A 20913-nucleotide genomic window follows, 5' to 3' on the forward strand; every position below is an offset into this window, starting at 1 on the left:
TGCAAAATTACTCAAAACAGGCCATTTTTAATATTTTCTTTTTTCTTTTTCTATTCAGAGTTTTTTGATGACCAAATGCAGGGAGCTACCAAAAGGTGAATTATTAAGGATAGTATTTTCAAATTTTACAATTTTAAATAATATAGAATTTACAAAATCAGAAGGCATTTTCACATCTGATTTTATATTTTCAATATTTATCATTCCAAGCCTGAGTTTTAGATTTTGAAAAACTCTGATCACTAAAATAAGCGGTGAAAGAAAAAGACTCCAATAATGATATTTTATTATTTTCAAATTTGAAATCTCAGAAATTATTTTTTCGAAATCTGAAAGAACAAATCTGTTTTTGCTACCTACTGCCAGGTCATGTGTACCGCTAAAAATCTTAAAAGAATTGTTGTTGGTAACTAATATTCCGGTTGGTTTTAATATTTTCTCAAATTGGTAAAGGATGTCTGTAATTTCTTTATTATCAAACTGATATAATACATCGTTGCAAATAATAAGGTCATATTCTGCCTTGGAAAATGCCTCTTCGGTTTTAAGTATGTCTGATTTTTTAACGTTCAGATTACGGTTTTTTGAAAATTCAACGGCACTTTCATTAAAATCAAAACCTTCGAGGTTGTTGTAACCATTGGATTTTAGAAATTGCATCATACCGCCTGTGCCGCATCCTGCATCGAGGATTCTGATATTTTTATCTTCTTTAAAATGCTTTGAAATGGCCTCTAATGTCTTTATATGCAGTATTCTGTACCACCACATATTTTCTTCGACATCATACATGGCCTCATACTCGGTGTGATTTATAAGCATATCAGGAAGCAATTTCGTTTTCTACCACTTTGATTTCAGGTTTATGATAAACCGTACTATTGGCCGGGACACTTCTTGTAAGCCAAACGTTACCCCCAATTACCGAGTTTTTTCCTATAACCGTTTCGCCACCTAAAATTGTAGCACCTGAATATATCACTACGTTGTCTGCAACAGTGGGATGTCTTTTGGTGTTAGCCAATGATTTGTCAACGCTTAAAGCCCCCAATGTGACCCCCTGATATATTTTTACATGTTTTCCGATATGAGTAGTTTCACCTATTACCACACCTGTGCCATGATCGATAAAGAAATAATTATCTATTTCGGCAGCCGGATGAATATCGATACCGGTTTGAGAATGAGCATATTCCGTCAAAATTCTTGGAATAAGCACAATACCAATTTTGTGTAAAAGGTGAGCGATTCTATAAAATGAAATAGCCTGAAAACCGGGATATGCTCTGATAATCTCAAATTCACTCTTAGCTGCTGGATCACCATTTAAAATAGCTTCTACATCTGTATTTAGCATATTGTAGAGGTCTTCAATCGAATCTTTAAATTGTATAACTTTTTCTTCTGTTTCACAATTTTTGCATTGATCCGTGGTTTCCAAAATATGCTTAAGTTCATTTCCCAGATTCCAGAATTCTCCTTCAATTTCATCAGTGGTTGGAAAAAAATCTTTGGTTTTTTCCGGAAAGAGTAAATGGATAAGTTTTGTGGCCCATTCAGCAATTTCATTCGTTGAGGCCACTGCTTCTGTATTTTGGTGTTTCTCAAAAATATGTTTTATAAAATCTTTCCCTAGTCTTTTCATTTTTTATCTTTTCTGAAAATATATATTTTTATAAGTAAATGATATTCAATTAGTTACTCTTATGTATTTTGAGTATAAACTTCTTCAGGTTAACCTTCTGACAACAAGTGAATTTACCAAAGAAAACAGTTGGTCAGGCTTTAAAGTTCTCCAATTTTCGATTTGGAGTGTTCCACCATAATTTAAATAATAATCGAGCCTGAATTTTCCGAACTCTTCCAGAATAAACTCCCTGAAGTTTAACGCAACAATCCAACCATCTTCCACATCTTCAAACCATTCTTCATAATAGTCATCTTCTCCTCCATGAAACTGAAGCAAATTGTCGCCTATTAAAATAAAATATTTTATTCCATTTTTTATTAATTTATCTATCAAAAAACGCTTAAAATACATGACATCATTGTGTAAAGTGTCATTCCATTCGCCAATCAATTCAATCACAGCATATTTTTGTAAATAATTAACCATAATTAGCTTACAATAAAGTGTTTCTGAACCTATTTCGTCCCAGTCTGGATGAATATAGTACCCATAAACTGTATTGTGATATTGGGTCGTTTCTTCAATTTGAAAAAACGGACTTTTGGGATCTTCGTAAGGTAAATAGTATCGTTGCCAATTATAAAAGGGTTCGATATCGTGCATTTGAGAATATGAGCTTAAAAATTTGAAATTTTATCTTAATTTTGGGTGGATTATGCAAAAAATACAATACAAATATAGACCCGAAAATTTAAGCATTTCAGAGCCAACCAAATTTAGTATTGAAATATTGGAGGAACAGGAAATGCTGATCAATTTGGGACCTCAGCACCCTTCTACTCATGGTGTGTTAAGATTGGAGGTGGTAACCGATGGTGAGCTAATCAAGGAGGTAGTGCCACATATGGGTTACTTGCACCGATGTTTTGAAAAACATGCTGAAAATCTCCCTTTTAATCAAATCATTCCATATGTTGATCGCCTCGATTATGTGGCAGCCTTGAATTCTGAACATGCTTATGCCATGGGGGTTGAAAAAATGCTTGGCATAACCGAAATTCCGCCAAGAGTGGAATATATCAGGGTATTGGTAGCTGAACTTAACCGCATTGCTTCCCATTTTCTGGCTGTTGGCACTTATGCACAAGATTTAGGTGCTTCGACACCTTTTTTATGGCTATTCAGAGACAGAGAAACTATTTTAAGGATGCTCGAATGGGTCTCAGGTGCCCGTCTTTTATACAATTATATTTGGGTAGGAGGGCTATTTTATGATCTTCCGGTTGGTTTTGAAGAAAAATGTACAGAGTTTGTTAATTATGTAAGACCAAAGTTGGTTGAGCTCCAACAATTGATTATCGAGAATCAAATTTTTATAAAGAGAACAGCGGGAGTAGGTGTTTTACCTATTGGCCTGGCAGTAAATTATGGTTGTACGGGTCCGGTTTTACGGGGTTCAGGTCTTAAATATGATTTACGAAGAATTGATGCCTATTCAGTTTATCCCGAACTTGATTTTGATATTCCTGTTGGTGAAGGAAAAATGGGTAAAGTGGGTGATTCATGGGATCGAAACTATGTAAGAGTACTCGAATGTTGGGAATCTCTCAAAATTATCGACCAGTGCATTGAAGTTTTGACCAAAAAACATATCAGAAATAAAGAATTTAATCCTCAGTCGGCAGTTCCAAAAAAAATCAGGCCTGCAGCTATGGATTTTTATACAAGAGCAGAAAACCCCAAGGGTGAATTAGGCTTCTTTTTCAGAACAAACGGAAAGACTGATGTGCCAGACAGATTAAAGTGCCGAAGCTGCTCTTTTCATAATTTGTCGGTATTGCCAGAACTTGCAAAAGGAATGCTTGTTGCCGATTTGGTCACAATAATTGGTTCGCTTGACCTGGTAATGGGAGAAGTGGATCGCTGAAATTTGAAAAAACTTATTACAAAATATAAAAATGTAATAAATTAAAATTCCCAAACGGTAGGGTTTTGAGCTCTTCTGATATTTTTTCTTATTTCCATCCAAAAGGCAAGAAAAAGATAAATGACTACAGGAGAGCCGAGTGTAAAGAAAGAGGCATAGATAAAATATCTGCGAATGCTACCTACAGAGAAATTTAATTTTTCCCCGATACGGGTGCAGACACCAAAAAGATTACTTTCAAATAGAAATTTCAACTTATTCATAAATCCTGATGGTTATATTTTTAATATATGGCTATCAAATATTGCTTTCACACCACAAACTTAACAATAATCATCAAAAAAAGTTCCAAAAATCATTAATTATGATTTTTGACATATAAAAACCAGAAATTTTTTAATTTATTCCGCCCGATCTTAAATTTTGCGGAAAGAAATTTAGATTTTTTTAAATAATTGTATTTTCGGCCGGTCCTCCCAATTTATAAGGGAAATCAGTAGTATAATGTAATCCTCTGGATTCTTTTCTTTTTTGAGCTGATTTTATAACCATTTCTGCACAAAGAATTAGATTACGGAGTTCACAAAGTTTTACCGAAATATTGGTTTTTCTATAAAATTCTTCAGTTTCATCCTTCAAAAGATGAATTCTTCGAAGTGCCCTTTCCAACCTGAAATCTGATCTAACAATTCCAACATAATCTGACATCATTTTTTGAAGTTCGCGTGTGCTATGAGTAACTAATACCTCTTCGTTGGATTGTACCATTCCAAAGGAATTCCAGTCCGGTACTTTATTGTTAAATTCAATCCTGTCCACTTCTTCAATTGCCACTTTTGCTATTCTATGACCAAATACCGCGGCTTCAAGTAAAGAGTTGGATGCCAGACGATTGGCTCCATGCAGACCTGTTGAGGAGCATTCGCCACAAGCAAAAAGATTTTCAATAGTGGTTTTACCATACTCGTCAACCAGAATTCCACCACAGAGATAATGTGCTGCCGGAGTAACCGGAATTTGGTTTTTTGTAATATCAAGCCCAATACTCAGGCATTTCTCATAAATATTAGGGAAATGTTCGAGAATATGCTCTTTGGGTTTATGACTGATATCCAGAAATACATAGTCCTCACCCGTTTTCTTCATTTCAGCATCAATAGAGCGGGCTACAATATCTCTTGGAGCCAATGAACCTCTTTCATCGTACTCATACATAAATTCCTTGCCGTGCTTGTTTTTAAGCACACCGCCTTCGCCACGGACGGCTTCAGTGATTAAAAAACTAGGGAAAGAACCCGGATTATATAAAGAAGTAGGGTGAAACTGCATCATTTCCATGTCACGCACTTTTCCACCCGCCCTGTAAACCATCGCAATTCCGTCTCCGGTTGCTATTACAGGGTTGGTAGTGGCTGCATAAATATGACCTGCACCACCGGTTGCCATTACAGTGATTTTGGAAAGTATTGTTTCGATTTCACCTGTATTTACATTGAGAGCATACACACCCCAGCAATCAATGTCTTTTGATGAACGTGTAACTGGCTCACCAAGATGATGCCTGGTTATAACCTCAATGGCATAATAATGAGTCAGGATTTCAATATTTGGATTTGCTTCAACCTGTTCAAGCAGAGCTCTTTCAATTTCCCAGCCGGTAATATCCTTATAGTGTAATATTCGTTTTTCTGAATGTCCACCTTCACGGGTAAGGTTATACTCACCGGTTTCTTCTTTGTCAAAATTGGTACCGTATTCTATGAGTTCTTTAATTCTATCGGGACCTTCCGTAACTACAATTTCAACAATTTTTCTATCACATAATCCATCACCTGCAATCAGCGTGTCATTAATATGTTTCTCAAAAGAGTCGGTTTCAGGGTCGAAAACGGTTGCTATTCCACCCTGAGCGTATTTTGTATTAGTTTCGTCGGCATTTACCTTGGTGAGTATCAATACTTTACCTTTTTTTGAGGCTTTCAAAGCAAAACTCAGTCCGGCAATCCCGGATCCAATCACTAAAAAATCTACTTGTTTCATCAAATTAAACCTTCTTTTAAAAGATCATGCAAATGTACAAAACCCACCGGTTTTTTTTCTTCAACCACAATCAATTGTGTAATATTTAGCTCCTGCATCATTTGTAGTGCCGAGGTGGCATATTCATCTTTCTCAATAGTTTTTGGATCAGGTGTCATGATTTGACTTGCAATAAGTGCATTGATATCCTGGGTTTTGTTAAGCATCCTTCTCAAATCACCGTCTGTAACAATACCTTCCAAATGACCATTTTCGTCAATTACTGCTGTAGCACCCAGTCGTTTTGATGACATTTCTATGATAACTTCTTTCAAACCAGCATTTTTAGCTACAATTGGTAATGCATTTTGCGGATAAATATCAGAAACTTTCAGGTATAGTCTTTTTCCTAAACTACCACCGGGATGAAAAACCGCAAAATCAGATTTCGAAAATTCGCGGGCTTCCAAAAGACAAACGGCCATTGCATCACCCAAAGCAAGTGCAACCGTTGTAGAGGTAGTAGGAGCTAAATTTAAAGGACAGGCTTCGGTTTTTACATGTGCATTTATAACGAAATCAGATTGTTGGGCTAAAAATGAGGAAGTATCTGACACTAAAGAAATGACCTTATTGCCCATTCTCTTTAATAATGGTAAAAGCACTTTTAGTTCCGGAGTATTGCCTGATTTTGAAAGAATTATAATGATATCATCGCTATCAATTATTCCTAAATCACCGTGCAGGGCATCGGTAGCATGCATGAATACGGCTTTTTGACCCGTAGAATTAAAAGTAGCAGAAATCTTTTGAGCGATAATGGCACTTTTGCCTATTCCGGACAAAACAATTTTACCTTTTGAAGCTAATATTGAATCAATTGCAGCGTTGAATTCAGTTCCAATTGTACTAATTAAAGATTTTATTGCCTCTGATTCATCTGAAAGTACTTTTTTGGCAATTTCAATTATTTTTTTTTCTATTTTCGTCCCCACTTTAAAAAAGGCATTTTTGTCTGCAAATTTAAGCTTTCAATTTTATTTTTTTAGAGAAACATTTTTAAAGTAAACAAAATCACAAATAAATTTTTTGTATATTAGCATACAGAATTTAAATCACCACGAAAATAATCGTGCTTTAAAATTTTTAAGCTAATTTTTGAAATAGCTATGATCAATGCATCAATTGAAAAAGAATTGAAAAAAAATCTGAAAGAAATTTTTGGATTTGATAATTTCAGAGGGGAACAGGAAAAGATAATTACCAGTATTGTTTCGGGGAAAAATACATTTGTAATAATGCCAACCGGAGCAGGGAAATCACTTTGTTATCAGTTGCCTGCCACCGTTTTGGAAGGAACCGCTATCGTAATCTCACCTCTGATTGCCCTCATGAAAAATCAGGTAGATCAGCTGATGGCATTCGGTATCAACGCCCAGTTTTTGAACAGTACTCTCAATAAATCTGAGATGAACCGTGTAAAAAACGACGTGACCAATGGCGTATGTAAGTTGCTGTACATTGCACCGGAATCTCTTAACAAAGAAGATAATCTGGCATTTCTTAAGAAAGCCAAGATTTCTTTTGTGGCTGTAGATGAGGCACACTGTATTTCGGAATGGGGGCATGATTTCAGGCCTGAATACCGGAAAATCAGAGAGATTATTGAGAATATTGATGAAAGTTTGCCAATAATTGCTCTTACGGCTACTGCAACACCAAAAGTGCAGCTTGACATCATGAAAAGTCTTGACATGGACAATTCGGAACTTTTCAAGACATCATTTAACAGAGCCAATCTTTATTATGAAGTAAGGCCAAAACAAAATGCTAAAAAGCAGTTAATTAAGTTTTTGAACCAACATAAAGGTAAATCAGGAATAGTTTACTGTCTGAGTCGCAAAAAGGTGGAGGAAATTGCCGAACTGTTAGTAGTAAACGGATACAAAGCTTTACCATATCATGCTGGCCTGGATTCTGACGTAAGAATGAGAAATCAGGATGCATTTCTGAATGAAGACTGTGACATTGTGGTGGCTACGATTGCTTTTGGAATGGGGATCGATAAACCTGATGTAAGGTTTGTAGTTCACTATGATGCTCCGAAGTCGCTGGAAGGATATTATCAGGAAACCGGGCGAGGAGGCAGAGACGGTCTTGATGGCACTTGTCTGATGTTTTATGCACTTGATGACATCACTAAGCTTGAGAAATTTAACAAAGACAAAAACGTAACCGAACGCGATAACGCCAAAGCTCTTTTGATGGAAATGGTGGCGTATTCTTCACTGGGCGTGTGTAGAAGAAGGCAATTGCTTAGTTATTTTGGAGAACAAACTGAGAAAGATTGTGGATTTTGTGACAACTGTAATAAGCCAACCAAGACTTTCAAAGGCGAAGAAGAGGTTAAACTTGTAATAAAGACAATCTTAAAAACTGAACAAAGATTCTCAGCAAATCATATTGCTGACGTACTTACAGGCAACACCAAAGACAATCCTGCCATAGCCAGCTATGGGCATGATAAGTTGCCGGAATTTGGAACGGGATTGAAATATTTCAACTTGTTGGATAAGTTTGAAGAGGAAGAGGAGGAAGATGAAGACGAGATTGTAGTAAACCGTAAACCAAAAGCCGATATCAATGCCGATGGCAAAATTTCTGCCTCTGACAAATGGGTTTCTATTATCAGACAACTTATGGTTTTTGGGTATCTTGAAAAAGATATTGAAAATTATGGCGTAGTAAGAGTATCAGAAAAAGGTCATAGTTATCTTAGTGATCCTTACTCAATAACTTTCCATGAAGATCACGACCTGAACGAAACCGAAGGTAGCGGTGAAGACGAATTGGTACAAACTGCTGGTCCTTCAGGAGGTAGTGGTGCAGCTGATCAGGCATTACTTGAGCTATTGAAAGCTCTTCGTAAAAAAATGGCCAAGGAGAAAAACGTACCTCCATACGTTGTTTTTCAGGATCCATCTTTAGAAGAAATGGCCACAACTTATCCCTCCAATGTGCAGGAACTTGCTCAGGTCAATGGGGTAGGGATGGGAAAAGTTCAGAAATTCGGTAAACCTTTTCTGGATTTGATCAACAAGTATGTTGACGACAACGAGATCGAGACTTCTTCAGATTTAATGGTGAAAACTACGGTCAATAAGTCAAAAACCAAAATCTTTATCATTCAGCAAATAGACCGCAAAATTGATTTGGAAGAAATAGCTGAAGCCAAAGAAATGAACGGTGAAGAGCTTATCACTGAGATTGAAAGTATTTGTTTTTCAGGTACTAAGTTGAATTTGGATTATTACATCAATCAAATGATTGACCGCGATAAACAAAATGATATTTATGAATATTTCATGAATTCGTCTTCAGATGACATAAAAACTGCAATGAAAGAGTTTGATGATTATGATGACGAAGTAACAGAAGAAGAACTCAGGCTCATGAGAATAAAATTTATTTCGGAAATGGCCAACTAAAAAAATGAGGCTGCTTTTAATGAGCAGCCTCTTTTGCTTTTCTAAGAATATATAATTTTTAATTGTATCTTCTTTTCAGTAAATCCAAAAACTCTTCCGTTTCCGGATTATTTAAGTTCCATTTAAATTGCGGCATGTATTTTTTTAACATTTGATCTTTCGCTTCCTGAAAACTTCCGCAGACCTCAAGCTCATCAATTGCCTGGTTGAATATCTGTGAATTGCCTCCAAAAAGATTATTGATAAACAAGAATTTCTGGTTTAATGAAATGTTGCCTCTGATATTCTCAATTTTCTTTTTTTGATACAAATCTCCCAAAGACTCCGAATCAGTGCTGTTATGCATTACATCATTAATTGTACTGTTTTTTTCTTCTGAAACAGAATATGAAGGAATTACCGGTTTTGCCTGAGTCTGAAGAGCAGGTTCTTGTTTGATTTCCAGTTTTGGAGCCTCAGCGGGTACTTCTACTACTTCTTTAATAATATTTGGTTCTTCGGTCCTGACAGATTCAATATTCAAGGCTTCCGGGGCTTCGGTTGTCTTTTTAGTTTGTTTGTATTCTTCTATACTGTCAAAGAATGATTGATAAGGATTTTTACCTTCCGTCTGATGTTCGGTTATTCCAATAATTTTTTTGATATCCTTTATTTCAGATTCATGGTTTTCGACTTTAGAATCAGGCAAAATCTCCTGAATCCACTCATTGGCTTCGTTGGCATAAACAAATTGAACTCCACTAAGCTTGGCTGAAAGTTCTCTCAGTACCCAGTTGTAGTCATAAAAAAACTTACCGTTGGTTTGTAGCCATTCCTGAGTGAGTTTAAATTCAGGCAAATTTCGCATTTGCTCCAGAAAAAAATCTCTTGGGCTTTGGTAAAGTGAAACCGTGTCAGCAAGGCTTTTTTCAACCAATCCTCCAAAATGAGCCTTTGAAATCGATATATGCCTCGAAAGTATATTCATAAATTCTTCGAAAGCTTTGTTTACCTCCGGATGGGAATAATCAAAGTAAGGACTTCTGAGATTTTCGGTTTCTGTTTTCCATTTATCAAAAATAGATTTTAAGATAAAAAGATTTAGTTGCTTTATTTCAGTAAGGTTAATTATTTCGGTACCTTCGATTTTTTCTTTGTAACTAAAAAACTCATTACAAATCACTTTTGAAAATTCGGCGGAATTATTTTTCAATTCGGAGGCATTCCACTTGTCGATCATTTTATATTTCTTTTATTTTGTAATTAGAACCACGTGCAAAAGCTAAATCAAATCTTTTGCCATTTAAGCAAATAACGAAAAAATAATTAAAAAATGTTCATCGAACCCAAAAGAGCCAGAGGAAAAGATGCCAAAAGTGGCTGGATTGAAGTAATTTCTGGCTCCATGTTTTCGGGAAAGACTGAAGAATTAATCAGAAGGCTCAACAGGGCCAAGATTGCCAGGCAAAATGTGGAGATTTTTAAACCAGGGATTGACGTTCGGTACGATGAATTTGATATTGTCTCTCACAATCATTCTTCAATAAGGTCCACACCGGTTAATGCTGCCGAAGAAATTCTCTTGTTAGCAGGGAATTGCGACGTGGTCGGGATTGATGAAGCCCAGTTCTTGGATCAGGGTATCATTGATGTTTGTAACAAACTTGCAAACCAGGGTAAAAGAGTAATTATAGCAGGCCTGGATATGGACTCCCGTGGGCTACCGTTTGGTTCTATGCCGCAATTAATGGCCATAGCAGAATACGTTACGAAAGTACACGCCATATGTGTTATTTGCGGCGATATAGCTCATCATTCCTTCCGGAAAGTAGAAGACGAAAACCTGGTGTTGTTAGGAGAAACAGACCTCTATGAAGCCAGATGCCGAAAATGCTATAATGATTGATTTATTACCGCTTCGTTTTGTAATTTCTGTTTCTAATTGATTTTTCAGATGAATCAACCAAATTATTAGTTTCCTGGTTTTCAGGATTTTCTATATTTGATTTTTTATAATTTTTTCTGAATACTGATTTTTTTGTGGTCTTAATCCCCTTATCTGAAGCGGGCTTTAAACCGGTTTTATAATTTCCTTTATTGTTTAAAGGGTTTTCAGAATTCACTTGAGAAAAGGCAAAAGAATATATGGTCAGAAATATTCCGACAAAAATTGTTTTCATTTTTGAAATAAAATTTAGAATTAAAAAATTAACCGTTTTTAGTCTTCTTCAACGGTTTTGTAGCCAAACAGTGCCCTGTAGGTAGGGATCATGTAAAGGTAATCTTCCAATTTTTTTTGAGCTGGTTTGTATGTTTCGTAATCTTTTTCGGAAAGAAAATTAAACATATTCACCAAATAGAATAAGGTTTCTGAATTTGAAGCAAAATCTTCAAGTTTAAAATGCATAAACTTGTCGTCAGATTCATTAGGATTAAACACAATCATATCCAGGTCAAAACCTTCCTGATTGGCAATTGCAAAAGACTTATGGTAGGTTTTAGGCATCAGCTGATGATCAACCAAAAAGTCAATGGCCTCAACTGCGTCGTTATTTATGTATAAATTAGCACCTATATGTTTTAAAGTATTCATTGTTTTTTAATTTGTTGTTCCAATACTGAGAGCAAATATTAAGTTTCTTTTTGGACCCACCAAATGTCAAAAGCGTGTCGTCTTTGTGGAAAAATGGCCAATTTTATCTTAAAAATTGTATTTATTTGAAAAATGGAGTTTGAATTTTGATGTAAAAAGCGATTAATTAAGATTTTTTGAAAAAACTAAATTCAAAACCAAATAATATTTTCCAAAAAAAGTTTTTTTACTTTTTTTAATAATTAATATGATTTTAACATTTTTTTAACGGAAATCTAATTATTCCCTATTTTTTGCCGAAAATGGCAGGATTTAATATGAATTAATAATACAGAAATATTTTCGGTTTAATAAAATTGCTTTGATAAATTATCAGGGAAAGTATAAAACTGAAATATTCTATGGCTGGAAATTGACGAAATTGTTTTTTTTAAAACAATAAAAAAGAAAAAGCCCCAGATTTTCATCTGAGGCCTTCGCTTTTTCACTTCACATCTTTGGAGGCTTGAACGCCTCTGCCTACGGGGAATCGAATCGGAATGCCGCACCACCCGGTTTCATCCTTGAAAGGAACTGTTTGGTTTTAGATTTTCGCAAAAGAAAAAGCCCCAGATTTTCATCTGAGGCCTTCGCTTTTTCACTTCACATCTTTGGAGGCTTGAACGCCTCTGCCTACGGGGAATCGAATCGGAATGCCGCACCACCCGGTTTCATCCTTGAAAGGAAATGTTTGGTTTTAGATTTTCGCAAAAGAAAAAGCCCCAGATTTTCATCTGAGGCCTTCGCTTTTTCACTTCACATCTTTGGAGGCATGAACGTCTCTGCCTACGGGGAATCGAATCGGAATGCCGCACCACCCGGTTTCATCCTTGAAAGGAAATGTGTGGTTTTAGATTTTCGCAAAAGAAAAAGCCCCAGATTTTCATCTGAGGCCTTCGCTTTTTCACTTCACATCTTTGGAGGCTTGAACGCCTCTGCCTACGGGGAATCGAATCGGAATGCCGCACCACCCGGTTTCATCCTTGAAAGGAACTGTTTGGTTTTAGATTTTCGCAAAGAAAAAGCCCCAGATTTTCATCTGAGGCCTTCGCTTTTTCACTTCACATCTTTGGAGGCTTGAACGCCTCTGCCTTCGGGGAATCGAATCGGAATGCCGCACCACCCGGTTTCATCGGATCAACCCAAAAAGTTGGGGGGGGGATTACGCATATATTTTTTGTAATCTGAATAAGAAAAAGCTAATATCCCTTACACCCCTAAATTGGCTTCTTAGTGCTTTTACTTTTGCATTGAAAGACTCTGCTGAAGCATTTGTACTTCTATTATCGAAGTAGTTAAGGATGTATTCATAGTTGTTCTGAATAGTTCTGGCGATGGTATTGAATGTTTTCTCCTCAAACTTCTCTACTGAATTATACCATAAGGCTAACTTTTTAAATGCTATTAGTCTATTTTTTGACTGATGGAAAATATTGGATAGTTCTATGCTGAGGTCGTAGGCCTGTTTTAAATCGGGATATAGTCTAAATAAAACCTCAGACCTGTGTACTTGAGAAGCAGACCATTTATTTTCTCTTTGATGCAAAAGAAATCGGCTTCTGATTAATAGTTGCTTTAAGGTATCGCCGTTTTCCAAAACATCGGGAACGTATCTTTTCTTTAATTCTTTAGCATATTCTATTTCTTTATTTTCTTGTTCTATTGCCGCCCAACGATGTTTGATTCTGATTTCTTGTACTGCATCATTAGCTAGTTTTTGGATATGAAATCTATCAGATACCAGTTTAGCTTTTGGAAAACTTCTCTTAGCGATTCGTTCCATAGTTGGGGCTAAATCCAATGTTACTTCTTTTACTTTCTTCCTCTTGGACTCTGGGATTTTGTACAAAACCTCAATGACCGTATCACTTACAGTACCTTTCACCATAGCAATTAAAGCTCCCTTTTTGCCCTTTGCCGCTTTGTTTGTAAGTATAGTATACAAATCACCATTTGAAAGACAGGTCTCGTCTAATGATAAATATTCGCCAATATTTTCGGGAAAAAGTATCCACTGTTGAGCATGTTCTCGTTGAACCCAAGTTGTATATCCACTCAGGTGGGCAGCATATTGCTCTTGTAGGCGTTTACCGTCTAATTGAAACAATTCACCTATTATTTTGCAACTAATAGGTGTGTTATCTAAAAGCTCCTTTTAAAAAAGCCGCAAATTCTGATGTCATTCGCGTTCCTGAAGCAACTAAATCCCAGTTTCTGTAAACTATTTTTCCTGTGTCATGATTGAGCCATTTGCGTCGCTTAATTTTCAAAAAACAAGCCTTGCCACGAAGTGGAAAATCCCTCACAGATTCTTCTTCAAAGTACCCTTTGGATTCAAGTTTTTGACCTCCGAATTCTTTAGGAATTAGATTTCGTTCTGCAATATGGATATTGAAAGAACTTTCTAATTTTTCTACTTTAACTACTTCAAAGTATTCAAATAAGCCTTCTGGTAGAAGTAATTGGATTAAGTCTTGGTTCAATTTCTATTATTTAGAACCCAAAATAAATAAGTTTTCTTTATCCCCCCAACTTTTTTGATTGATCCGTTTCATCCTTGAAAGGAAATGTTTGGTTTTAGATTTTCGCAAAAGAAAAAGCCCCAGATTTTCATCTGAGGCCTTCGCTTTTTCACTTCACATCTTTGTGACCCTACGGGGAATCGAACCCCGGTTTCATCCGTGAAAGGGACGTGTCCTAACCGCTAGACGATAGGGCCGACTGGTCCCATTTATCGAAAAATAGCGTTACAAAACAGTATTTTTTTTAAATGTCCGACTCCGTTTCCGAAATCGTGGTGCAAAAGTAGTACGATTATTTTTATGATGCAAGTCAAAGTTTTAAATATTCCATAAATTTTCAATATTCTTTCAAAAATTCAATGAAAAATAGGAAAAAGTAAAAATTAACGCTTTTTGTGGCTTTTTGAGCAAATTATCGAACATCACCTTCTGTTTTTTCATAAAATCATATTTTGCCAGTATGATTTTTATGGATTATATTTGATTTCAAACCAAACTATGTATGCTTAAAAAAATCAATAAACTCTTAACCCTCATTGTATTAATTCCCTTTTTATCGTTTTCTCAAAGCCTCCAATCACCCGAACAATTCTTTGGACATCCGATGGGCAGCAGGTTTCATTTTCATAATCAGTTGGTTGATTATGTAAAATATGTTGCCAACAGCAGAAAGCAAAATACCCGCCTTATTCAGTATGGAACCACATCAGAAGGCCGTCCGTTGATGGTTATTGCGATTGGTTCTGAAAAAAATATTTCTGATTTGGAAAAAATTAGAGAGGCAAATCTTCAAAACATCGGTTTGAAACCAGGCGGAGGTAATTCTCAGATTCCAGCAATCGCCTATTTTTCTTATAATGTTCACGGAAATGAAGCCAATAATGCCGAAACCTCTGTTACTGTAATTTATGAACTTGCAAGAGAAGATTCAGAAATAGGGAAAAAAATATTTGGAAATACACTCGTTTTGATTGATCCCTGCGTAAATCCGGATGGATTTGATCGATATTCGCAATGGTACAACCGTTATATTGGCTCCAATCCTAACCTGAAATCAGCAGCCATTGAACACCATGAACCCTGGCCGGGAGGACGATTCAATCATTATCTTTTTGATATGAACCGTGATGTGGCCTGGCAAACTCAGCTTGAGACTTCTCAAAGAGTTAAATTTTATAACAGTTGGATGCCGCATCTTCATGCCGACTTCCACGAAATGGGCCCTAATACGCACTATTATTTTCCACCCTCTGCCAAACCTTTCCATGAAGATTTGACGGCCTATCAACGCGATTTTCAAACTTTGCTGGGTGAATACAACAAAAAGCGTTTTGATGAAAACGGATGGTTATATTATACCAAAGAGAATTATGATTTGCTATATCCTAGTTACGGTGATACTTATCCTTCTTATAACGGAGCCATTGGTATGACTTTCGAGCAAGCGGGCGGTGGTCCTGCAGGCCTTGCATTTAAGCGTAATGATGGAGACGTTTTAACTTTAAAAGACCGGATTGACCATTCTTTTGCGACCAGTATGGGTACTTTAGAGGCATTGTCAGATAAAGCTGAAAATACAGTTAAAGAATTTAATAAGTTTTTCAATGAAACTACCCAAAAAGGTTTCGGGAAATATAAATCATATATCCTGAAATCAGCAGGAAATGAAGGGAGAATTCAAGCACTTACCCAGCAGCTTGATAAAATGGAAATCAAATATGAGTTTGCCAATAAAAAGAGTGTTTCCAATGGTTTTAATTATCAGAATCAAAAAGAAGAGGCTTTTGCGATTGAAGAAAATGATTTGATAGTGAGTTCTTACCAACCCAAAGGAGTTTTTGCTAAAATTCTGTTTGAACCAAAAACCATGCTTGAGGACTCCAATACCTACGATATTACTGCTTGGGCTCTGCCTTATGTATTTGATATTCAGGCTTATGCTATTTCTGGTAAGGTTTCGGGGAATACAAAATCTGACAGCAAGAGTGCTTCAAAAATACAAAACATTGGAAAGGTTTATGCATTTCTGGTCGATTACAAATCGTTTGAAGAATCAAAATATCTGGCAGCTTTACTTAAGAATAAAATTAAAGTAAGAACCAATGAAGTGCCTTTTAAAGCAGCCGGAAAGTCTTTTAAAGAAGGAACTTTTATAATAACCAGAAAAGGTAACGAAAAAGCTGATTTTGAAAGCATTCCTGTGCAATTAGCTGAGAAGATGGGTATTGATTTGGTTCCTGTTTATTCAGGATTATCTGAGAGTGGGCCTGACCTGGGAGCCAATTCGATTGATATAGTAAAAGCCCCGGATGTGGCAGTTTTGATGGGCTCCGGTGTAAGTGCAACTGCGGCTGGTGACGTTTGGCATTTCTTTGACAAACAGCTCGACTATCCCGTTACTATAATTGACGGAAGCTATATTGGAAGTGTCGATTTGTGGAAATTCGATGTTTTGGTTTTGCCTTCTGGTCGCTATAATAATGTTTTTAAAGATACAAAAGAAATCAGCCGTTGGGTTAGTGATGGAGGCAGACTGATTTTGATGGAAAGTGCGGTCTCTTCTTTTGCAGGAAAAGAAGGTTTTGATTTAAAAGCCAAAGCAGGAGACACATCTTCAACCAAAGACCTGAAATATGGAAACAGAGAACGGGATGCTATTTCGGATCAGATTCCGGGAGCCATTTATAAAGTAGGTCTTGATTCCAGTCACCCGCTCGCATATGGTTATGATTCAGATACTTATGTAATGATAAAAAATGTAATTGCTTACGATTATCTGAAAGATGGCTGGAATGTAGGAAAATTACAGGAGCGTGTCAGTGGTTTTGCAGGTGCAAAAACCAATTCCAAAATGAAAGATGTCCCGGTTTTTGCCGTTCAGGACTCAGGAAAGGGTAAAATCGTTTATCTCAATGAAAGCCCGATTTTCAGGGCGTTTTGGTATGGTGGAAAACAACTGATGGCCAATGCAGCATTTATGGTGAGGTAAAATGAAATTTGCTACGATTTCCATATCAGTTTTATTTTTACTTTTTTCTTGTTCAAAACAAAAGAAGAATCAGGAAGCTCAGGAAGATTTTTGTGCAAAAATCCATGTAAAAAGTCACAAAGGTCTTTCTGAGTATTTTGATAAATTTTCGGAAAATCTACAATCAAAAACTGCCGTTCACGTCCTCGAGGATGGAGGCGGTTCTTTGATAACCAGGGCTTGGTTTACTCAAAATGCCCAAAAGAGCATAGATATCCAATATTTTATTTTTTCCACCGACAATGTGGGCCTGATTGCCTGCGACTACCTGGTTCGAGCAGCTGACAGAGGTGTAAAAGTACGTTTATTAGTCGATGACATGATGGTTGATTCAGAGCTGGAAGACATCTTGACAATGGACTCTCACCCTAATATCGAGATAAAAGTCTATAATCCGGGAGTGAATTTGGGTAAAAACATCATAAAAAAACTTGGGAAATTTGCCCTTGATTTCAAAGACGCCAATCTCAGAATGCACAACAAAACTTTCATTGTCGATGGCAAAGTGGGAATTACCGGAGGCAGAAACATAGCTGATGAATATTTTGATTATGACCATGAATACAATTTCCGTGACCGTGATGTATTATTGATAGGGAAGGAAGTGGCCGAAATGCAGCATTCTTTTATTGATTTTTGGGAAAGTAAAAATAGTGTCGCAGTTTCTGAGATAACTGATAAAAAAGTAGATTACAAACCCGGAATATTTGAAAAACTGCATCAATATGCCTGTAATCCTGAGAATTTTTGGCCACAAGTTAGAATTCAGCTCGATAATTTTCAGGGTAGTTTTGATAAAATCATAAGAGATTCGACTCTGGTTTGGGTCAATGATGTACAGTTTGTTTCTGATTTTCCGGGAAAAAATAAAGCCAAAAAAGGGCTGGGAGGAGGTGGAAACACAACAAAAGCATTAATTGAATTAATAAATAGTGCCCAAAAAAGTGTAGATATACAGACTCCCTATCTGATCACTACCCAAATCGGCAAGAAAGTCTTTGCAGATGCCGTGAAAAGAGGGGTGAAGGTAAGGATTCTTACCAACTCTTTGGCCTCAACTGATAATCTGGAGGCATTCAGTGGTTATCAGCGGGATAGAAAAGAATTGTTGGCCACGGGTGTTCAAATTTTCGAATTCAGGCCTGATGCCAATGAACGCTTCAAAATGATGACCGGAGCTTATCAGAAAAAAGTAAATTTTACGCCTGTTTTCGGTCTTCATGCCAAAAGTATGGTGATTGATGATAATATTAGTGTAATTGGTACTTTCAATCTGGATCCAAGAAGTGCCAATCTTAATACCGAATGTTTCGTTGTGATTTCTGACAAAACTATTGCCCAAGGCGTAAAACAAAATTTTGAAACTGACTTTTTACCTGAAAATTCCTGGCACACGACCTCAAAATTTAACCCCGATCACCTGGTTGACTTGTCAAAAAGGATAAAAGTAAAGACCAGAAGAGTGGTGCCGAAGAGTATTTTGTAAAAGAATATTCGAATTTTGGCTTTATGATTTGTATTTTTTTAATAGGAAATAAGAGAATTTAAATTTGTTTTTAACATTCTAAAGAATCTAATCTTTTTCTCCTTACCTTTGCATCGTTTTTAATCGAACTATCCGTTCGGGACTCTGCATTTGGCAAAAGGTAAATTTAAACCAATCCGGTTTTCACTTCAGAGCAGGCAACGGATACAATCCGTGGTGTTCACGTATAGGCGTGTCGCAATCGCCTGAATCTTTTTAAAATTTTACAAATTTGGCCGTTGGCGAAGACGGCAATTATTTTATTATGCAAACATTAAAATTTAATGAATTGCCCTTGTCGGATTATATCCTTCAAGCAGTGGATGATCTGGGCTTTACTGACACTACGCCCATTCAGGCAGCCGCTATTCCGGTTATAATGACCGGTAAGGACGTAATTGGGCAGGCACAAACAGGCACAGGAAAGACAGCCGCCTTCGGTATTCCGGCCATAGAGCATGTTGATGCCGAAAGACGTGAAACGCAGGTGATTATCATGTGTCCAACCCGTGAGCTGGCACTTCAGGTTAAAGAGCAAATCACACTTTTAGCAAAACATAAAAAAGGACTTTTGGTTACGGCTATTTTCGGTGGTGAATCGTATGAGCGTCAGTTCCAAAACCTAAAAAGAGGTACTCAGATTGTGGTGGGTACTCCTGGTCGTATCAAAGACCATATCGAGAAAAAGACATTAAAACTCGACCATATTTCGATGGTAGTTCTTGATGAAGCCGACGAAATGCTAAACATGGGTTTCAGAGAGGATATCGAAGAAATACTTTCGCATGCACCAGAGGAGAGACAAACAGTACTTTTCTCGGCTACTATGTCAAAAGAGATTTTGAATATCACTAAAAAATTCCAGAAAGATCCTGAGATAATCAAAGTAACCCGCAAAGAGATTACAAATGACAATATCGAGCAAAGCTTTTATTTGGTGAAAAAAGAAGCCAAATATGAGGTAATGATCAGATTGATAGATGTATTTGATCTGCAATTATTGTTAGTTTTCTGTAACACGAAATCCAAAGTGGACGAAGTAGTAGAAGAACTGCAAGCCAACGGATATCTGGCCGAAGGACTACATGGCGACATGCGTCAGGCAGCCAGAAATCAGGTAATGAACAAATTCCGTTACGGAAACACAAAAATATTGGTGGCTACCGACGTGGCTGCACGTGGTATTGACGTGAGCGGTGTAGATGCCGTTATCAATTATGACTTACCGATGGATTTGGAATACTATGTACACCGTATTGGTCGTACTGGCCGTGCCGGAAAACAAGGAAAAGCGTTTTTGTTGATTACCCGTCGTGACCGTATGCGTATGCGTGACCTTGAAAATTATACCAAGGTGGCTATTCCTGAAGGAAAAATACCAATGCAAACTGACCTTGAAGAAGCCCGTAACAAGAAGTTTAAGGAGAAAATCCTTGCCAATGTAAAAGAAGAGGGCAATCAGCAGTTTGAGTCATTGATTGACGAAATGAAAACGGAAGGAGTTTCTACCTATTCGATTATGACCGCTCTGATGCGTATGCAGTTGGGCAAACAACGCCGCTCTGAGTTCAGAGATGACGAACTGTCTGACAACAAACCTGGCGAAAGACGTGGCAGAGATGTTAAATTTGGCAGTAGCAGAGACAGGATGCCTTCAGAAAGAACTTTTGGTGGAGAAAGAGCCAGAAAAGGTGGCCGCTTTGAAGGAAGCAGCAGACCCGAAGGTGGCAGAGGATTTGAAGGTGGAAGTCGTTTTGAAGGCGGTAGCCGTTCTGAAGGTGGTAATCGTTTTGATGGTGGAAGCAGAAGATTTGAAGGCGGCGAAGAAAGAAGCGGTGCCCGTCGTAGTGGCGGAGGTATGGGTTCGGGAGATCCGGGAATGGTAAGATTATTTATCAATCTGGGTCGTAAAGACAACGTTGCTCCTAATCATATTGTGGGTGCTATAGCTTCCGAAGCTAAAATTCCGGGAAGAGTTATTGGTCAGATTGACATGTACGACAAATTCAGCTTTGTAGAAGTGCCTCAAAGAGACGTAAGCAAAGTGATTGAAGGTATGCGTGGCAAAACTATCAACGCTCGTGAAGCCAATATCGAAGTGGCGAAATAAGTTTTAGATAAATATAAAAATGGCCTTCAGGTGTTCTGGAGGCCATTTTTCTA

The 20913-nt window shown here is 37.0% G+C and carries 17 protein-coding genes and 1 tRNA gene; 6 read left to right on the plus strand and 12 right to left on the minus strand.

What is annotated here, in order from left to right:
* Positions 1-54 precede the first annotated feature (54 nt).
* The 3 genes from IPP61_13630 to IPP61_13640 all read right to left on the minus strand — a co-directional run bounded on the left by IPP61_13630 (position 55) and on the right by IPP61_13640 (position 2293).
* Positions 55-822, minus strand: coding sequence for a class I SAM-dependent methyltransferase (locus IPP61_13630; GenBank protein ID MBL0326199.1), 768 nt, complete (start codon positions 820-822; stop codon positions 55-57).
* A 1-nt stretch (position 823) separates the two neighbouring features.
* On the minus strand, positions 824-1645 hold the full coding sequence (locus tag IPP61_13635) for a serine acetyltransferase (GenBank protein ID MBL0326200.1): 822 nt from the start codon (positions 1643-1645) through the stop codon (positions 824-826).
* 84 nt (positions 1646-1729) lie between these two features.
* The gene (locus IPP61_13640) at positions 1730-2293 is read right to left on the minus strand and encodes a hypothetical protein (protein MBL0326201.1); all 564 of its coding nucleotides are present in this window, start codon (positions 2291-2293) and stop codon (positions 1730-1732) included.
* A gap of 52 nt (positions 2294-2345) precedes the next feature.
* Here IPP61_13640 and IPP61_13645 point away from each other — a divergent pair, with 52 nt between their 5' ends.
* On the plus strand, positions 2346-3557 hold the full coding sequence (locus tag IPP61_13645; GenBank protein ID MBL0326202.1) for an NADH-quinone oxidoreductase subunit D: 1212 nt from the start codon (positions 2346-2348) through the stop codon (positions 3555-3557).
* 41 nt (positions 3558-3598) lie between these two features.
* Here IPP61_13645 and IPP61_13650 read toward each other — a convergent pair whose 3' ends face one another.
* From IPP61_13650 to IPP61_13660, 3 genes are all read right to left on the minus strand, one after another.
* A complete protein-coding gene (locus IPP61_13650; GenBank protein MBL0326203.1) occupies positions 3599-3820 on the minus strand; it encodes a PspC family transcriptional regulator in 222 nt (73 codons plus the stop codon).
* Between the two features lie 184 nt (positions 3821-4004).
* Positions 4005-5597 (minus strand): L-aspartate oxidase, encoded by a 1593-nt coding sequence (nadB, locus tag IPP61_13655; GenBank protein MBL0326204.1) that lies wholly within the window; start codon positions 5595-5597, stop codon positions 4005-4007.
* Positions 5597-6571, minus strand: coding sequence for a KpsF/GutQ family sugar-phosphate isomerase (locus IPP61_13660; protein ID MBL0326205.1), 975 nt, complete (start codon positions 6569-6571; stop codon positions 5597-5599). The genes nadB and IPP61_13660 overlap by 1 nt, the downstream gene beginning before the upstream one ends.
* A gap of 174 nt (positions 6572-6745) precedes the next feature.
* Between IPP61_13660 and IPP61_13665 the strand changes: the two genes are divergently transcribed.
* Positions 6746-9064: an ATP-dependent DNA helicase RecQ gene (locus tag IPP61_13665; protein MBL0326206.1), complete on the plus strand. Its 2319-nt coding sequence runs from the start codon at positions 6746-6748 to the stop codon at positions 9062-9064.
* A 58-nt stretch (positions 9065-9122) separates the two neighbouring features.
* Here IPP61_13665 and IPP61_13670 read toward each other — a convergent pair whose 3' ends face one another.
* On the minus strand, positions 9123-10283 hold the full coding sequence (locus tag IPP61_13670; GenBank protein ID MBL0326207.1) for a hypothetical protein: 1161 nt from the start codon (positions 10281-10283) through the stop codon (positions 9123-9125).
* 93 nt (positions 10284-10376) lie between these two features.
* Here IPP61_13670 and IPP61_13675 point away from each other — a divergent pair, with 93 nt between their 5' ends.
* Entirely contained in the window at positions 10377-10949 is a 573-nt protein-coding gene (locus IPP61_13675) for a thymidine kinase (GenBank protein MBL0326208.1), read from the plus strand.
* A 4-nt stretch (positions 10950-10953) separates the two neighbouring features.
* On the opposite strand, the gene IPP61_13680 is transcribed toward IPP61_13675, so the two are convergent.
* From IPP61_13680 to IPP61_13700, 5 genes are all read right to left on the minus strand, one after another.
* Positions 10954-11223, minus strand: coding sequence for a hypothetical protein (locus IPP61_13680; protein ID MBL0326209.1), 270 nt, complete (start codon positions 11221-11223; stop codon positions 10954-10956).
* 38 nt (positions 11224-11261) lie between these two features.
* Positions 11262-11636, minus strand: coding sequence for a hypothetical protein (locus tag IPP61_13685; protein ID MBL0326210.1), 375 nt, complete (start codon positions 11634-11636; stop codon positions 11262-11264).
* Positions 11637-12837: 1201 nt separating this feature from the next.
* Positions 12838-13806 (minus strand): transposase, encoded by a 969-nt coding sequence (locus tag IPP61_13690; protein MBL0326211.1) that lies wholly within the window; start codon positions 13804-13806, stop codon positions 12838-12840.
* A 7-nt stretch (positions 13807-13813) separates the two neighbouring features.
* A complete protein-coding gene (locus tag IPP61_13695) occupies positions 13814-14158 on the minus strand; it encodes a transposase (protein MBL0326212.1) in 345 nt (114 codons plus the stop codon).
* 164 nt (positions 14159-14322) lie between these two features.
* A tRNA-Glu gene (locus IPP61_13700) sits at positions 14323-14394 on the minus strand.
* Between the two features lie 305 nt (positions 14395-14699).
* Here IPP61_13700 and IPP61_13705 point away from each other — a divergent pair.
* The 3 genes from IPP61_13705 (at position 14700) to IPP61_13715 (ending at position 20860) form a co-directional block, all read left to right on the plus strand.
* On the plus strand, positions 14700-17186 hold the full coding sequence (locus IPP61_13705) for a zinc carboxypeptidase (protein MBL0326213.1): 2487 nt from the start codon (positions 14700-14702) through the stop codon (positions 17184-17186).
* Between the two features lies 1 nt (position 17187).
* On the plus strand, positions 17188-18711 hold the full coding sequence (locus tag IPP61_13710) for a phospholipase D family protein (protein MBL0326214.1): 1524 nt from the start codon (positions 17188-17190) through the stop codon (positions 18709-18711).
* A gap of 304 nt (positions 18712-19015) precedes the next feature.
* A complete protein-coding gene (locus IPP61_13715; GenBank protein MBL0326215.1) occupies positions 19016-20860 on the plus strand; it encodes a DEAD/DEAH box helicase in 1845 nt (614 codons plus the stop codon).
* Positions 20861-20913 lie beyond the last annotated feature (53 nt).

The organism is Cytophagaceae bacterium (assembly GCA_016722655.1).
Lineage (GTDB): Bacteria > Bacteroidota > Bacteroidia > Cytophagales > Spirosomataceae > Leadbetterella.

What these genes read in the sequence shown, in the direction of transcription:
- IPP61_13705 (MBL0326213.1), top strand. Translation starts at nt 14,700, where the DNA reads ATGCTTAAAAAAATCAATAAACTCTTAACCCTCATTGTATTAATTCCC.
- IPP61_13675 (MBL0326208.1), top strand. Translation starts at nt 10,377, where the DNA reads ATGTTCATCGAACCCAAAAGAGCCAGAGGAAAAGATGCCAAAAGTGGC.
- IPP61_13715 (MBL0326215.1), top strand. Translation starts at nt 19,016, where the DNA reads ATGCAAACATTAAAATTTAATGAATTGCCCTTGTCGGATTATATCCTT.
- IPP61_13635 (MBL0326200.1), bottom strand. Translation starts at nt 1,645, where the DNA reads ATGAAAAGACTAGGGAAAGATTTTATAAAACATATTTTTGAGAAACAC.
- nadB (MBL0326204.1), bottom strand. Translation starts at nt 5,597, where the DNA reads ATGAAACAAGTAGATTTTTTAGTGATTGGATCCGGGATTGCCGGACTG.
- IPP61_13665 (MBL0326206.1), top strand. Translation starts at nt 6,746, where the DNA reads ATGATCAATGCATCAATTGAAAAAGAATTGAAAAAAAATCTGAAAGAA.
- IPP61_13710 (MBL0326214.1), top strand. Translation starts at nt 17,188, where the DNA reads ATGAAATTTGCTACGATTTCCATATCAGTTTTATTTTTACTTTTTTCT.
- IPP61_13650 (MBL0326203.1), bottom strand. Translation starts at nt 3,820, where the DNA reads ATGAATAAGTTGAAATTTCTATTTGAAAGTAATCTTTTTGGTGTCTGC.
- IPP61_13670 (MBL0326207.1), bottom strand. Translation starts at nt 10,283, where the DNA reads ATGATCGACAAGTGGAATGCCTCCGAATTGAAAAATAATTCCGCCGAA.
- IPP61_13630 (MBL0326199.1), bottom strand. Translation starts at nt 822, where the DNA reads ATGCTTATAAATCACACCGAGTATGAGGCCATGTATGATGTCGAAGAA.
- IPP61_13685 (MBL0326210.1), bottom strand. Translation starts at nt 11,636, where the DNA reads ATGAATACTTTAAAACATATAGGTGCTAATTTATACATAAATAACGAC.
- IPP61_13640 (MBL0326201.1), bottom strand. Translation starts at nt 2,293, where the DNA reads ATGCACGATATCGAACCCTTTTATAATTGGCAACGATACTATTTACCT.
- IPP61_13645 (MBL0326202.1), top strand. Translation starts at nt 2,346, where the DNA reads ATGCAAAAAATACAATACAAATATAGACCCGAAAATTTAAGCATTTCA.
- IPP61_13680 (MBL0326209.1), bottom strand. Translation starts at nt 11,223, where the DNA reads ATGAAAACAATTTTTGTCGGAATATTTCTGACCATATATTCTTTTGCC.